This is a genomic window from Dongia sp., from assembly GCF_041905885.1.
GTDB lineage: Bacteria > Pseudomonadota > Alphaproteobacteria > Dongiales > Dongiaceae > Dongia.
The window spans coordinates 90,154-103,426 of the sequence record NZ_JAYRKD010000018.1; the positions used below are offsets into that span (position 1 = coordinate 90,154).

A 13,273-nucleotide genomic window follows, 5' to 3' on the forward strand; every position below is an offset into this window, starting at 1 on the left:
TCGGAGGCCGCGTGCTCGCCTAAGCCGGCGGTGCCGGATCGTACTGCGTGAAGTTGATGCCGCTCACCCCCGCATTGTAGCTCTGCAGCACGAAGAGGGCGGCGCCGCCGTCGAAGACGGTGGTGGAATTGGTGCCGGCATTGAAGGTCCAGCTGTCGCCCTCGACCGTGTCGCCCTGGGCCGCGGAATAATCCACGACCGTGTGCGGCTGGGGCTGGGCGATATCGTCGATGCTGACGAAGGCGTCGGCGCCTTCATTGCCGTACATGGTGTCGGCGCCACCCATGCTGCCGACCAGGGTGTCGTCGCCCTCGCCGCCGAACAGGGTGTCGGTGTCGTCGCCGCCGAACAGCCAGTCGTTGCCGCCCATGCCGGAAAGCACGTCTTCACCCTCGCCGCCGGAGAGGAAGTCGTTGCCGTTCAACTCCGGCGATTGGTCGCCGTCGCCGAACAATGCGTCGTCGCCGGTGCCGCCCTCGATGTAGTCGTTGCCGGAATCGCCGTAGATTTCGTCAGCATCGCCGCCGCCGTCGATCGTGTCATAGCCGTCGCCGCCGGTGATCAGATCCTCGCCGCCGAGGCCGTTGATGATGTCGCCGGCGTCGGTGCCGTCGAGATCGTCATTGCCCGCGGTGCCGTTGATCGGGAACAGGCCGGGCGCCAGGAAAACCGGATCGGGCAGCGGGAAGATCGTGTCGCCGTCGTGATGCCCGGTATCGGGATGCTTGATCTTGAGTTCGTCGATATCCGGACTGGGCGCAGCGAGATCGTGGCTCTCGGGCTTCGGCGCCGGCGGCAGGCCGTGGGTCGCCGGCCGGTAGATCGTGTTGGTCACATCGAACAACGGACCCGAGGATGCTGCGGCAATGCCGAGCTGGTCGGGCACAAGCTTCGGATCGAGAACGTTGTTGGTCGTGCTACGCGTGGTCGTCATGGCAGGTCTCCTCTCTAAAGACAGGGCCCGCCCCCACGTGAGATGGGTCGGATGTCAGGAGCCTGATGGTTCAGGGCACACGCGGCGCTTGTGACGATCGTCATGACCTGCCTCCCCCGGTGTAGGGGGAGGCAGGATTGGTCACTGCATCACTCCGCCGCGTTCGGAAATGCCGGCAGCTTCTTGATGTCGTTGGCGTCATGCTGCACGACCAGAGTCGCCTTCAGTGATTTCGCCATCGTCTGCAGCCTTGCCATCGAAGCCAGCGAATCCGCGCGATCGGTGTTAAAGCCCGGCACGCCGTTATTCTTGAACTGTTCCTCGAAATGCACCACGTCGCCCGAGAGCAGCACCGGTCCCGTCTTCGCCAGTTGCACCAGCAGGGCATAGCTGCCCGGCGTATGCCCCGGCATCGACAGCATCACCACCGACCCGTCGCCATAGACATCCTTGTCGCCGCTGACCGGCTCCGACGGCGCCCCGTCCTTGAGCCAATGCGCCAGCAGCGCGGGATCCGCGCCGAACGGCGCCGGCTCGGCCTTCAACGCCTCGAAGTCGGCCTTGCCGATCAGAAGCTTCGCCTGCGGAAATTCCGCCGCCTGTCCGACATGGTCGAAATGGTAGTGGCTGATGCCGACCAGCCCGATCTGCTTCGGCTCGACCTTCAGCACCGCGAGCTGCTCGGCCAGGGTCTGCGTCAGCGTCGGCGAGAGCGGCGCCCTGTCGTCCAGCGGTGCGCCCTTCAGCCCGGCGGGCAGGCCGGTATCCCAGATCATGTAGTCGGCGCCGTGCTGGATCAGATAGCAGCTGTCGGTGAGCTTCCGCTTCTCGCCGACATAGCTGAAGGTATCGGAGAAGAGATCCAGGTTGTTCACCTGGACGGTGCCGCAGTCCAGGCGCCAGAGCTTCACGGCGGCGGCATTCTCGGCGGCTGAGGCCGCGGTGGCCGCGGCGGTCAATACGGAGCAGAAGGCAGCAAGCGCGATCGGTTTCATCTTTTCCTCGCAGGTCATGAAGTGCCCCGATCCTGCGGCGGCCGGGCGAGCGCTTCGCGCCGGAAACGCTCCGTCTTGTGCCGGAAACGCTCATTTCTCGTTTGCCGCCCGGCCGGGCGGTCGCTACGACTGAAGCATGGAAGACAAAACCGAGACGGCGCGCCTGCGCCGGCAACTGCTCGACCGCCTGCGTCCCCTGGCCACCGCGCCGGGCCGCCCGCGCAAGGATCCGGGCATGCACAACTTCACCCGCAAGGAAGCCGGTCGCCAGGTTTTCACCTATTGCTGCTTCACCGCCGAGCGGCTGGTCCAGGTGCGGATCGTCCGCCCGCTGATCGGCATCGTGCTCTCGGGCGAGAAGGAATTCTGGCTCGGCGATCAGAGCCAGCGCTTCGTTGCCGGCGACGTCTTTGTCAGCCCGGGCGGCGCGACGCTGGACGTCGTGAACATCCCCGACGGCCGCAACGGTCTCTATGAATCGCTGCTGGTCGAGGTGGCGAGTCTCCCGCCCGGCATCGCGCAACTGCCGGACCTGCCGCCGGCGCCGAAGAAGGGCTTCGAGATCGGCGTGACCTTGACCGCGGACCTGGTTGATGCGCTGGCCCACGCGGCAACGACGCTCGCAACTTCCGACCATGCGGCGGTCCTCGGCGAGCATCGCCTGGCCGAAGTGCTGATGCTGCTGCGGTCCGATCCCGCGGCGCGGCCGCTCTTCGCCGTGCCGCTCGCCGATCGCATCCGCTGGATGGTGGCGTCGAATCCCACGCACCGCTGGACCGCGGATGAGCTGGCTAGGCGCCTGGCGATCGGCGCCTCCACCTTGCGCCGCCGCCTGACCGACGACGGAACGCCGTTGCGTGCGGTGCTTGCCGCGGCGCGCATGCATATCGCCCAGGACCTCTTGAGCCGCGGCGACGCCAGCGTCACCGCGGCGGCCGAAGCCGCCGGCTACAGCTCACGTTCGCATTTCACTCGCCGTTTCCGAAAAACCTACGGCAGCACTCCTGGCGAGCACCGCGCGCGGCGCGTCGGCTAGGGCAGAGACGGGTGTTGCTCGGCGCTGCGGGGTGGGTCACCCTGCATATCATGTTGGTCACCATCCCGGATCTCCGATCGCTGGAAAGCTACGGCGCCAACCTGCGGCGGATCTATACCTATTGGCTGTCGAAGCGGGGTGGCCGCACCATGCCGCGCCGCGCCGATCTCGATCCGACGGAAATTCCGCCGCATCTGCTGCCGGGAATAACACTGGTCGATGTCGTTGCGGACCCGCGCCGCTATGTCTATCGCCTGGTCGGCACCAAGGAGGCGGAAGTGCGCGGCTACGACCCGACGGGAAAATCCGTCGGCGAGGCCTTCTTCGGAGAGAATGCCGAGGACGCGACGGAATGCTACGACCGCGTCGTCGAAACCCGCGCGCCGGTCCTGGACCCGGTCCCGTTTCTCGAGCGCCGGCGCGGCTATCGGGGAGCGGAAAGCATGTTCCTGCCGCTGTCGAACGACGGCATTGCGGTCAACATGATCCTGGTCTTCTTCGACCCGGAGGCCGTCGTCCGCTTCACCGGCTCGAAGTGACCCGATCTCAGTCGCTCTTCTCAAGCGGCTCGGCGCGGATCTCCACCCAGGGATAGCGCCGGCTCTCGTGATAGAAGGAGAGAAACGGCGCCGGGAATTCGAGATCGGCAAAGGCGCCGACCGGGATCGCGACCAGGCCGGGCTGCACGTCGATGCTGTAATGCACCGTGGTGCCGCATTCCGGGCAGAAGAAATACGTGACGTGATTTCCGGCATCGGTCACGCGTGTGAATTCCTTCGATCGTCCCTCGAACGACACGCGATCTTCCGGGAAGCGCGCGTTGTTGCTGAAGGCGCTCCCCGTACGCCGCTTGCAGTCCAGGCAATGGCAGACCGAAATCCGCACCGGTTCGCCTTGGCAGATCGCCGCGAGCTGGCCGCAGGAGCATTGGGCGCGGCGGGCGGTCATTTCCTCACTCCTTCGCGAAGTTGGTGACCATGTTTATGGTTTGTTCCGTTGACGGCATCGTGTATTATTCGCGCGTGGGATGCAACGAAAAGATCTCGACGCATTGACGGATTGCGCCGAGCGGTAACGGGTCGTCGAAACCAAATAGGCCAAGCCATTTGCCGACGCGCCGGCCAATCGATCGGCTGCGGCCCTTGAACCGAATGCTGATCCAGCGCTGCGGTGTTCGGGTGCCAAGCATTGCGGAACGCGTCGCGTACCGCGCTCGCGCTGCCAGGGTTTGAAAGTTTTCTTATGAAGAGGGATCGGCTATTTCGCAGCGCTGTGGGAGCATGCATTCTCACTCTGCTTTGCGCCGTTTGGAAACTCAATTCTTCGGCGGAGCCCACAATCGTTGACGAGCAGAAGATCGCTGGATGGACGCTGGACGCGATTACCGACGATTCCAACGATCACGTCATCTGTTCGATTGACCAAGGCAACGGGCACGACATGTTGCTGTTCGGGGTTATGGTGGAGCATCCGTCGCGGGTATGGTCTTTGACCTTATCCAGCCTGGGTGACGACAAGCCGTTCAAAGTTGGCGCGGCCTACAGCATCACCTATGCGATCGACGGGGGAGCCGAAGTCACGGTGAGGGCCGAGGGGTTTGGAACACCGTCGGTTTTCCGGTCAGCCAGGACTTGATGCAGTCTCTGCGTCGAGGAAACAAGATCGAGTTTCTAGCCAGGAAAGGCGGAGCCGCAACATTCAGCTTGTCCGGATCGGCGCGCTTTGGATGCGCTGCAGGATTGTGCGACACGCTACTTTGGCGCCCAGATAACTCCGGAGCCTACAGACCAAGGGGCGCTATCCACAAGCAACCCCTTCGAAGGTTCGGAAGCCATGCCGCCTGCGGCCGCCCCAGCGGACGTCGATGGTCTCTCGGACGAATCCTTGTCGGAGAAGATTCTTCAAACTCTTAAGACGACAGAGTCGCCGGCCGTCGAGTCGTTGTTGATGGGGCAAATCTTTCTCGATGAGGCGCATCTTGCGGGCTATGCGGAGTCGCTGGAGGCGGACAGCACGCATCAGCTTGACGGCTACGACGTCCTCTGGAAGTTGCCCAATGCCAAGCTGGGTTTCCTCGTCTTGAACGATGTGCCGCTCTACACTGCGAAGGCTTACATGCAGGAGAGGCGGCCGAAATGGGGTGCCCAACTCGATCACAGGCCGAATGGCCTACTGAACTTGCTCCCGGTATTGTCGGCCGCCTCCGTGTCTACTGTGACGATGACCCGTCCGCAATGTTCATATTCCTTCGTCGTCCTAGAGGGGGGCTGTATCAAATGCTGGTGCTCGGCGACCCCGGCGCGGAGGGCCGCGCGGCCGCCAAGAAGTACGATGACAAGATCGCGGGGGTCTTGCTGGGCAGTGCAAGCAACCACTGAGGGACTAAGATAGCTCCTAGAAGCCCAGTGCCGTCAGTCCCGGGAAGTCCTTCGGCCGCGGGCCCTGCGGCCAGGTGAACTTGCGCTCGCTCTGCTGGATCGGCACGTCGTTGATGCTGGCCTGGCGCCGCCGCATCAGCCCGTTCTCGTCGAACTCCCAGTTCTCGTTGCCATAGGCGCGGAACCAGTTGCCGCTGTCGTCGTGATACTCGTACTGGAAACGCACCGCGATCCGGTTGTCATGGAAGGCCCAGGGCTCCTTGATCAGCCGATAGTCGAGTTCGCGCGCCCATTTGCGGGTCAGGAACTCTATGATCTTGGCGCGGCCGGAGAAGAACTCCGCCCGGTTGCGCCACTGGCTGTCCTCGGTATAGGCGAGCGAGACCTTGACCGGATCCTGGCTGTTCCAGGCGTCTTCGGCCATCCGCGCCTTCTGCGCGGCGGTCTCGGCGGTGAAGGGCGGCAGCGGCGGACGCTGGGTCGGGGCGGGGTCGGCCATGATGGGCTCCTGGGTGCAGAAAGCAGGGGTCCTCGCTTACGCCCGTCGCCACCGCCGCGTCAAATCAATGGAATTGATCGCGTCATCACGGCAGTCGAATGACCGCCTCGAACCCGTCCGCGCGGCCGGTTGCCGGCGAGCGCAGTTCCAGCCGCCCGCCGGCCTGGTCGAGGATTTTCTCGGCGATGGCGAGGCCGAGACCCGATCCCTCCGCCGCGGTATTGCCGCGCACGAAGCGCTGGGTCAGCCGGCGCAGCACGTCCGGCGCCACCACCGGCCCGCCGTTGGCGATATGGATGCCGCGATCGCTGCCGATCGACACCGTGACCGGGCGGGCGCGGTCGCCGTGCAGCAGCGCGTTCTCCAGCAGATTGCGGAACACGATGGCGAAGGCATCGATGTCGATCCGCGCCGCCAGCCGGTCGCTCGCGCCGGGATCGAAGTCGATGCGCCCGGCATATCCGGGAATGCGCGCGAACTCGTCGATCACCAGGCCCATGATCGGCAGCAGGTCGGCGCTCTCGCTGGTGACGGCGACACCGCTGTCGGCGCGCGAGAGCTGCAGCAGCTTGGCGACCCGGCTGGCGAGCCGCCGCAATGCATCCTCGATGGCGTGGATGCGCGCCTGCTGCGGGCTGCCGGCGAGCTCCGCGCCGAGCCGCTGCACCTGCGCCAGCGCCGCCGCGACCGGCGTGCGCATCTCATGCGCACTGTTGGCCGCGAAGGCGCGCTCGGCCTCCAGGGTCGAGCCCAGCCGCTCGATCAACCGGTTGACGTCGCGCACGATCGGCGTGAGCTCGTTCGGCAGGCCGGCCTCCGGCAGCGGCTCGAGATTGGAGCCGCCCCGGCTCGCGATTTCCTCGCGCAGCGCCCGCAACGGCCGGATGCCGCGGGCGACGGTGCGCCAGATGATCAGCCCGGCCAGCGGCGGCAGCAGGAGCAGCGGCAGGATCAGCGAGATCAGTCCGCGCAGCATGGCGCGGTAGCGATGCGCCTGCTTCTCGGCGACCTGGATCACCAGCTTGCCGTCCGGCGCAGGCTCGGTATAGACGCGCTGGCCGGCGAGATCGGTGAAGCCGTGGCGCAGCGGCGCCGCGAACGGATCATGCGGCGCGTCGTGCGAGCGCAGCAGCACGCGCCCGTTGCGGTCGCGGAACTGGTAGACCAGGTATTCGTCATGGCCGGGCAGCGGGATCGTGTCCTCCGCCTCGAAGCCGTCGTCCTCGGCCCGATCGGCCAGGTCGTCGATGTCGTCCACCGCCAGCGCCAGCAGGCGCTGTGCGGTTTCCTGCAGCGCGCTGTCGAAGATCTCGTTGGTCTCGTGCACCGCGGCCCAGCTCGCCAATGCCGCGGCGACCAGCCAGAGCAGGCCGAGACTGACGGTGAGCGAGACGATCAGCCGCCGCGACAGGCTCCAGGGGCGGGCGGTGACCGGCGGCTTCATGTCTCGCCCAGCCGATAGCCGACGCCGCGCACGGTTTCGATGAAGGTCTTGCCGAGCTTCTTGCGGAGCCGGCTGACATGCACCTCGATCGTGTTGCTCTCGATCTCGGCGCCGAACGGATAGAGCGCTTCCTCGATCTGCTCCTTGGTGACGATGCGGTTGCGGCGGCTGAGCAGCTGGTCCAGCACCGCCCATTCGCGCCCGGTGATGTCGATCCGGCGGCCGTCGCGCCGGAGCTCGCGGCCGCTCTGGTCGATCTCGATCTGGCCGAGGCGGATGATCGGTCCCGGATTGCCGCTGGCCCTGCGCGCCACGGCGGCGACCCGCGCCGCCAGCTCGTCGAGGTCGAACGGCTTCACCAGGTAATCGTCGGCGCCGGCGTTCAGGCCCTCGATGCGGTCGCGAATCTGGTCCCGCGCGGTCATGATGATCACCGGCCGCCGGTCGCCGGCATTGCGCAGGCTCTTCAGGAGGTCGAGGCCGAGCCCGTCGGGCAGATGGAGGTCGAGCAGGATGAGGCCATAATCGACGCCGCGCAAAGCCGCCCGTGCGTCATCCAGCCGCAGCACGTGATCGACCGCATGCCCGGTGGCCGCGACATGTTCGCGCACCGCTTGGCCCAGGCTCGGTTCGTCTTCAATCAGGAGAATGCGCAAGATCAGGATCCAGTTTCGTCCCGGCAATCTGCCGAAAGCACCTTAAGCCAGGCTGAAGAAGAATCTTTTTCCGCTTCAGGTCGTCTTCAGCAGGCGCCCTCATGTTGTCGCTCGTCAACCCCAACCTGATGAGGTTTCCAACATGAAGCGTTTCGCCCTTTCCCTTCTGATCGCCAGCGTCGCCGGCATCGGCACCGCCGCCGCCGAGGACATCTGCAACGTGCCCCAGGCCGAATGGCAGCCGAAGGAGGCGCTGCAGCAGAAGCTCGTGTCCGAAGGCTGGACGATCAAGGCCATCAAGATCGATGAAGGCTGCTACGAGGTCTACGGCAAGGATGCCGCGGGCCAGCGGATGGAGACCTACTTCGATCCGAAGTCCTTCGCCGTGATGAAGCAGGACTGAGGAACCGGTCATGGCGACGACGGTGAAGATCTGGGACCCCTTCGTTCGGGTGTTCCATTGGAGCCTGGTGGCGAGCTTCGCCGTCGCCTGGCTCACCGCGGAGGACGTGCGGGTGCTGCATGAATGGGCCGGCTACGCCGCCGGCGCGCTCATAGGGCTCCGCCTGGTCTGGGGCATCATGGGCACGCGCTACGCCCGGTTCCGGCAGTTCATCCGTTCCCCCGGCACCGTCGTCGCCTATCTCCGGGATATCGCCACCGGCCGGGAGGCGCGCTATCTCGGCCACAATCCCGCCGGCGGCCTGATGATCCTCGCCTTGCTGGCGACGATGGCCGCGGTCGCCGCGACCGGATGGATGCAGACCACAGATACCTGGTTCGGCGTCGATTGGGTCGAGGAGGTGCACGAGGTCCTGGCCAGCGTGATGCTCGGCCTGGTCGGGCTGCATGTGCTCGGCGTCCTGGTGGCCAGTCTCCGCCATCGCGAGAACCTGGTGCGCGCCATGTTCACCGGCCGCAAGCGCCTGCCGGGCGGTGCCGACATCCACTAAAGAGACGTGTTAGCATGGCGGTCTTCACACCGGAGACCGCCGTGCTCGACCCGGCCCTGATCGATGCCTACCGCGCCACCGACTACGTCCTCTTCGTGGCGCCGCGAACGGAGATCACTCTCAACATCGGCCTGCCGAACGCGGCCTTAGATCGCGAGCTCGACCGGCGTGGCGCGGCGACCGCGGTGGTGGTGACCGCCTACAACCCCCGCAGCATCGTCCTCAGCGAGACCGAGAACCGCGCGCGCCACGCAGCGCTCACCGCTTTGCTGGACGAACGCGGCCATACCTATGCGTTGGGCGAAGGCCGCGATCCCAAAGGGCATTGGAAGGCCGAGCTGGAATGCGTGGTCTTCGGCATTCCGCTGGAAACGGGATTGGAGATCGCGCGCCGCTTCGAGCAGAACGCGATCGTCTTCGTGCAGAAGGGTGGGGTGCCGGAGCTCGCCTATCCGGACGGAGCCTGACTTACTCGGCGGCCTGGCGTGCCGGACGGCGCTCCGGCTCCGGGCTCTCGGCGCCTTCGATCATCGCCTGGGCGACCCGGCCATAGGCATTCTTCCAGGCTTCCCCCAGCTCGTTGGTCCAGCTGGTGCCGAGCCCGATCTCCAGGGTCCAGAGCAAGGCCGCGCCGACCACGTCGTAATGCCGGTTGCGCACGCCGTAGCTCTTGTGGCGCCGGCCAAGCTCGCGGACCGACGGCAGCAGGCTGTCCATCTTCTCGAGGTTGGTCACGACCAAAGCGAGGGCGACCATCAGCTTCTGCTTCTGCTCGGTCAGGTCCGACCGGAACATCAGGCGCAGCGAAGGGTCGAGCTCGAACAGCCGGCAATAGAACAGCTCGGCGGCTTGGTCCTTGAAGGGCATGATCTTCGCAAAGCTCAGCTTCACGATCTCAATCTGGCGCGGGGTCATTTCAGTCTTTCCGTGTGGTGCGAGCCTTAGGCGCAGTGGCCCGGATCAAGGTTCGACCCTAGCGGAGCGATCCGGCCCCTGCTGTGACCCCAGTCACAAGGCCGGGCGCCGGCACGCCCGGCTGTGGGGGCCGTCACCGCCGGTCATGCCCGGAAGGCATGGATTCCGGTCACGCCAGGGTGATTGGCTCGCCGGCTGGAGGCGCTTATCTTCAGGGCCGGGTTCACCTTCCCAAGGATCGCGAATCATGCGGGCGCCCTGGCGCGAGCGCAACGGCAGCTTCTCCTGGTTCCGGGCCGCCATCCTGCTGGCGGTCTGCAGCCCGGGGGTCGTGACCGCGGCCCAGTATTTCGCCGGCTATTTTCCGGTGCGCCCGATCACAGAGATCATCTACGCGACCGGCCTCTGGACCATCCGCCTGCTGATGATCAGCCTCGCGGTGACCCCGTTCCGCCAGTCCTTCCGCTGGGCGCGCTTTATCACGGTGCGGCGCATGATCGGCGTCGCCGCCTTCGCCTACGCGGTGCTGCACATCGTCTTCTACACCGCCGACAACATGTTCGACCTCTACAAGGTGGTCGGCGAGATCGCGCTCCGCATCTACCTCACGATCGGCTTCGCCGCCTTGCTGATCCTCGGCGCCCTGGCCCTGACCTCGACCGACGGCATGGTGAAGCGCCTCGGCGGCAAGGCCTGGGCGCGGCTGCACCGCTGGATCTACGCCGCGGGCGTGCTGGCCTGCATCCATTACTTCATGCAGTCGAAGCAGAATGTCAGCGAGCCGCTGGTGGTCGCCGGCCTGTTTCTCTGGATGATGGCCTATCGCCTCATTTATTGGCTGAGCTCCGCCGAGCGCGCCGGCGCGCTCACGACCCTGGCCGGACTCGGGGTCACCGCGACCTTGGCGACCGCGCTCTGCGAGGCGGCCTATTATCACTTCAAGTCCAACGCGCCTTTCCTGCGCGTCCTCGAGCCCAATCTCACCTTCCATGCCGGCATCCGCCCGGCCTGGGTCGTGCTCGGCATCACCACCACGATCGTCATCGTTGCCGCCTGGCGGCAGTGGCAACGCACACGCGAAGCTGCATTGGCCTCCGCCTGAGCTTGCCAAGCGCCGTCCCGAGGCTCAGACTTAATTCGATATGCAACGCCGGTCGGGAATGGGCGTCATTGCATGCATGGGGGTCTATCCAGGTTGATCGGGTTCGCGCTGCTGCTTGGCGGCGCGCTCTCCGCTGTGCCGGCGGCGGCCGAGACGGCTGGCCCGCGGGTCGCGCTGGTGATCGGCAATTCGCGCTATGGCGGCGAGATCGGCGACCTCGCCAATCCCGCCAACGACGCACGGCTGATGGCGGAGACCTTGCGCAAGCTCGGCTTCACCGTGATCGAGCGGATCGACGCCGACCAGAAGCAGATGCAGCGCGCCGTCGTCGATTTCGGCAAGAGCCTGTCGCAAGCGGGATCCGAGGCGACCGGGCTGTTCTACTACGCCGGCCACGGGTTGCAGGTCGATGGCGAGAACTACCTCATCCCCGTCAATGCCGCGATCAAGGATGAGCGTGATGTCGAAGTCGAGGCGGTCGCCAGCAACCTGGTGCTGAAGCAGATGGATTTCGCCGGCAACGCGGTCAACATCGTGATCCTCGATGCCTGCCGCAACAACCCGCTGTCGCGCAGCTTCCGCTCGCAGGTGAGCGGCCTGGCCGAGCCGCGGCGCAAGCCGCGCGGCAGCTTCATCGCCTATTCGACGGCCCCGGGCGACGTGGCGGCGGATGGCGCCAGCCGGAACAGCCCCTACACGCGGGCGCTGGTCGATGCCATCCAGAAGCCGGGCGCCGCGCTGGAGGAGATCTTCCGCGACGTGCGCAGTAGCGTGATGGCCGCGACCCAGCAGAAGCAGGTGCCCTGGGATTCCTCCTCGCTCACCGCGCCGTTCTATTTCATCCCGCCCACCGAGACTGCCGCGGCCGAAGCGCCGGTCGCACCCGCACCCGCGCCGAGCGGCGACAGTAAGGCGGTGGAGCTCGCCTATTGGAACTCGATCGCCAACAGCAGCAATCCGGCGATGTTCGAGCGCTACCTGAAGCGCTTCCCGAACGGCGAGTTCGCCGACCTTGCCGCGGCCAAGCTGGAGGAGCTGCAACAGTCCGCCGCGGCGGAGAAGACGCGCACGCCCGAGACACGGGCCGAACCCGACCTGGAGATCGCCGAGCTCGACGCGACCTATGTGGCGGTGCAGGGGGCCAATATCCGCGCCGCGCCGAGCACCGATGCCAAGATCGTGGCGCGGTTGAAGGCCGACGATCCGGTGCTGGTGACCGGGCAGGTCAAGGGCAAGGACTGGTACCGCGTCGAATCCGAGACCGGCGCCGGTTTCGTCAACATGACCCTGCTGGCCCAGGCGGACGCGAATGAGATCGCGGAATGGCGCGACCTCAAGGCCACGCCCGGCGTGGAGGCGACGAAAGCCTTCCTTGCGAAGCATCCCGACGGCTATTTCAAGCCGAAGGCCGAGGCGCTCCTGGCTTCGCTGCAGCAACCGTCTCCAGCCCCGGCCCCGGCCCCGGCGACGACACCGTCCCCAGCGCCGGCGCCGGCCGCCGCTGCCGGCCCTGCGGTGAAGGCAGGCCAGGTGCTCCGCGACTGCGGCGATTGCCCGGAGATGGTGGTGGTGCCGGCCGGAGTCTTCGTCATGGGCGCGGCCACCGGCGAGACCGGCAACTACACCAACGAGAGCCCGCAGCGCCAGGTCGCGATCAAGGCCTTCGCCGTCGCCAAGTTCGAGGCCACGATCGGCGACTTCGGCAACTTCCTGCAGCAGTCCGGTTACGATGCCGGCAGCGGCTGCTATGTCGATTCGGTCAATGTCGTGCCCACCCTCAGCTGGAAGAATCCCGGCTTCTCGGGCTATGCGCCCGGCGCGCGCGACCCGGTGGCCTGCGTCGATTGGAATGCGGCCCAGGCCTATGCCGCCTGGCTCTCGAAGAAGACCGGCAGGCGCTACCGCCTGCTCACCGAGGCTGAGTTCGAATATGCGACACGGGCCGGCTCCACCGGCTTCTTTCCCTGGGGCATCGATGCCAACCAGGCCTGCGCCTTCGCCAACATCGCCGACGCCACCGCGATGAGAGCGCCCTGGTGGCAGGCCGGCTATACTGGCGTCAACTGTAACGACGGCGCCAGCTATACGACTTCGGTCGGCCGCTATCAGCCCAATGCCTTCGGCCTTTACGACATGATCGGCAACGTCGCGGAATGGGTCGCCGACTGCTACTTCGACGGCTATGCCTCGGCGCCGGCGGATGGCAGCGCGGTCGATGTCGCCGGCTGCCAGCAGCGCGCCCTGCGCGGCGGCAGCTGGGGCGCCAATCCCTATCTCTCGCGCTCGGCCGCGCGCATCTATGCGGGGCCTTCGGTGCGCGTCACTGTTTACGGCTTCCGCGTCGCGCGGGATCTCTGATCG

Annotated in this window: 15 protein-coding genes; 8 read left to right on the forward strand and 7 right to left on the reverse strand. The window is 66.1% G+C overall.

The genetic code is table 11. The features are described from left to right. Nucleotides 1–19: 19 nt before the first annotated feature. Nucleotides 20–934: a calcium-binding protein gene (locus ACH2CY_RS18020; protein ID WP_395020702.1), complete on the reverse strand. Its 915-nt coding sequence runs from the start codon at nucleotides 932–934 to the stop codon at nucleotides 20–22. A 149-nt stretch (nucleotides 935–1,083) separates the two neighbouring features. Further along, on the reverse strand, nucleotides 1,084–1,929 hold the full coding sequence (locus ACH2CY_RS18025; protein ID WP_395020703.1) for an N-acyl homoserine lactonase family protein: 846 nt from the start codon (nucleotides 1,927–1,929) through the stop codon (nucleotides 1,084–1,086). A 136-nt stretch (nucleotides 1,930–2,065) separates the two neighbouring features. Between ACH2CY_RS18025 and ACH2CY_RS18030 the strand changes: the two genes are divergently transcribed. Both ACH2CY_RS18030 and ACH2CY_RS18035 read left to right on the forward strand, forming a co-directional pair. Next, a complete protein-coding gene (locus ACH2CY_RS18030; protein ID WP_395020704.1) occupies nucleotides 2,066–2,965 on the forward strand; it encodes an AraC family transcriptional regulator in 900 nt (299 codons plus the stop codon). 11 nt (nucleotides 2,966–2,976) lie between these two features. Next, complete coding sequence (locus ACH2CY_RS18035; protein ID WP_395020705.1) at nucleotides 2,977–3,504, forward strand: PAS domain-containing protein; 528 nt, start codon at nucleotides 2,977–2,979, stop codon at nucleotides 3,502–3,504. Between the two features lie 7 nt (nucleotides 3,505–3,511). Here the strand turns inward: ACH2CY_RS18035 and ACH2CY_RS18040 are convergent, their stop codons facing one another. Beyond that, nucleotides 3,512–3,913 carry a GFA family protein gene (locus ACH2CY_RS18040; protein WP_395020706.1) on the reverse strand — a complete coding sequence of 134 codons (402 nt, stop codon included), beginning with the start codon at nucleotides 3,911–3,913 and terminating at the stop codon, nucleotides 3,512–3,514. Nucleotides 3,914–4,207: 294 nt separating this feature from the next. Here ACH2CY_RS18040 and ACH2CY_RS18045 point away from each other — a divergent pair, with 294 nt between their 5' ends. Next, nucleotides 4,208–4,600, forward strand: a complete 393-nt coding sequence (locus ACH2CY_RS18045; RefSeq protein WP_395020707.1) for a hypothetical protein — start codon at nucleotides 4,208–4,210, stop codon at nucleotides 4,598–4,600. A 759-nt stretch (nucleotides 4,601–5,359) separates the two neighbouring features. On the opposite strand, the gene ACH2CY_RS18050 is transcribed toward ACH2CY_RS18045, so the two are convergent. The 3 genes from ACH2CY_RS18050 to ACH2CY_RS18060 all read right to left on the reverse strand — a co-directional run bounded on the left by ACH2CY_RS18050 (nucleotide 5,360) and on the right by ACH2CY_RS18060 (nucleotide 7,942). Beyond that, complete coding sequence (locus ACH2CY_RS18050) at nucleotides 5,360–5,842, reverse strand: DUF1348 family protein (protein WP_395020708.1); 483 nt, start codon at nucleotides 5,840–5,842, stop codon at nucleotides 5,360–5,362. Between the two features lie 85 nt (nucleotides 5,843–5,927). Further along, entirely contained in the window at nucleotides 5,928–7,286 is a 1,359-nt protein-coding gene (locus ACH2CY_RS18055; protein ID WP_395020709.1) for a sensor histidine kinase, read from the reverse strand. After that, nucleotides 7,283–7,942 (reverse strand): response regulator transcription factor, encoded by a 660-nt coding sequence (locus ACH2CY_RS18060; RefSeq protein ID WP_395020710.1) that lies wholly within the window; start codon nucleotides 7,940–7,942, stop codon nucleotides 7,283–7,285. Before ACH2CY_RS18060 ends, ACH2CY_RS18055 begins: the two co-directional genes overlap by 4 nt. A 142-nt stretch (nucleotides 7,943–8,084) precedes the next feature. Here ACH2CY_RS18060 and ACH2CY_RS18065 point away from each other — a divergent pair, with 142 nt between their 5' ends. The 3 genes from ACH2CY_RS18065 to ACH2CY_RS18075 are packed head-to-tail and all read left to right on the forward strand — an operon-like array spanning nucleotide 8,085 to nucleotide 9,362. Beyond that, nucleotides 8,085–8,345: a PepSY domain-containing protein gene (locus tag ACH2CY_RS18065; RefSeq protein ID WP_395020711.1), complete on the forward strand. Its 261-nt coding sequence runs from the start codon at nucleotides 8,085–8,087 to the stop codon at nucleotides 8,343–8,345. A gap of 10 nt (nucleotides 8,346–8,355) precedes the next feature. After that, nucleotides 8,356–8,895 carry a cytochrome b/b6 domain-containing protein gene (locus ACH2CY_RS18070; protein ID WP_395020712.1) on the forward strand — a complete coding sequence of 180 codons (540 nt, stop codon included), beginning with the start codon at nucleotides 8,356–8,358 and terminating at the stop codon, nucleotides 8,893–8,895. 14 nt (nucleotides 8,896–8,909) lie between these two features. After that, on the forward strand, nucleotides 8,910–9,362 hold the full coding sequence (locus tag ACH2CY_RS18075) for a DUF3293 domain-containing protein (protein WP_395020713.1): 453 nt from the start codon (nucleotides 8,910–8,912) through the stop codon (nucleotides 9,360–9,362). 1 nt (nucleotide 9,363) lies between these two features. On the opposite strand, the gene ACH2CY_RS18080 is transcribed toward ACH2CY_RS18075, so the two are convergent. After that, nucleotides 9,364–9,810 carry a globin family protein gene (locus ACH2CY_RS18080; protein ID WP_395020714.1) on the reverse strand — a complete coding sequence of 149 codons (447 nt, stop codon included), beginning with the start codon at nucleotides 9,808–9,810 and terminating at the stop codon, nucleotides 9,364–9,366. A 247-nt stretch (nucleotides 9,811–10,057) separates the two neighbouring features. On the opposite strand from ACH2CY_RS18080, the gene ACH2CY_RS18085 reads away from it, so the two are divergent. Both ACH2CY_RS18085 and ACH2CY_RS18090 read left to right on the forward strand, forming a co-directional pair. Then, nucleotides 10,058–10,912 carry a sulfite oxidase heme-binding subunit YedZ gene (locus ACH2CY_RS18085; protein WP_395020715.1) on the forward strand — a complete coding sequence of 285 codons (855 nt, stop codon included), beginning with the start codon at nucleotides 10,058–10,060 and terminating at the stop codon, nucleotides 10,910–10,912. A gap of 93 nt (nucleotides 10,913–11,005) precedes the next feature. Beyond that, nucleotides 11,006–13,270: an SUMF1/EgtB/PvdO family nonheme iron enzyme gene (locus ACH2CY_RS18090; RefSeq protein ID WP_395020716.1), complete on the forward strand. Its 2,265-nt coding sequence runs from the start codon at nucleotides 11,006–11,008 to the stop codon at nucleotides 13,268–13,270. Nucleotides 13,271–13,273 lie beyond the last annotated feature (3 nt).

Coding starts and splice junctions, on each gene's coding strand:
- ACH2CY_RS18020 (WP_395020702.1), bottom strand. CDS start 934: ATGACGACCACGCGTAGCACGACCAACAACGTTCTCGATCCGAAGCTT.
- ACH2CY_RS18025 (WP_395020703.1), bottom strand. CDS start 1,929: ATGAAACCGATCGCGCTTGCTGCCTTCTGCTCCGTATTGACCGCCGCG.
- ACH2CY_RS18030 (WP_395020704.1), top strand. CDS start 2,066: ATGGAAGACAAAACCGAGACGGCGCGCCTGCGCCGGCAACTGCTCGAC.
- ACH2CY_RS18040 (WP_395020706.1), bottom strand. CDS start 3,913: ATGACCGCCCGCCGCGCCCAATGCTCCTGCGGCCAGCTCGCGGCGATC.
- ACH2CY_RS18045 (WP_395020707.1), top strand. CDS start 4,208: ATGAAGAGGGATCGGCTATTTCGCAGCGCTGTGGGAGCATGCATTCTC.
- ACH2CY_RS18050 (WP_395020708.1), bottom strand. CDS start 5,842: ATGGCCGACCCCGCCCCGACCCAGCGTCCGCCGCTGCCGCCCTTCACC.
- ACH2CY_RS18055 (WP_395020709.1), bottom strand. CDS start 7,286: ATGAAGCCGCCGGTCACCGCCCGCCCCTGGAGCCTGTCGCGGCGGCTG.
- ACH2CY_RS18065 (WP_395020711.1), top strand. CDS start 8,085: ATGAAGCGTTTCGCCCTTTCCCTTCTGATCGCCAGCGTCGCCGGCATC.
- ACH2CY_RS18070 (WP_395020712.1), top strand. CDS start 8,356: ATGGCGACGACGGTGAAGATCTGGGACCCCTTCGTTCGGGTGTTCCAT.
- ACH2CY_RS18075 (WP_395020713.1), top strand. CDS start 8,910: ATGGCGGTCTTCACACCGGAGACCGCCGTGCTCGACCCGGCCCTGATC.
- ACH2CY_RS18080 (WP_395020714.1), bottom strand. CDS start 9,810: ATGACCCCGCGCCAGATTGAGATCGTGAAGCTGAGCTTTGCGAAGATC.
- ACH2CY_RS18085 (WP_395020715.1), top strand. CDS start 10,058: ATGCGGGCGCCCTGGCGCGAGCGCAACGGCAGCTTCTCCTGGTTCCGG.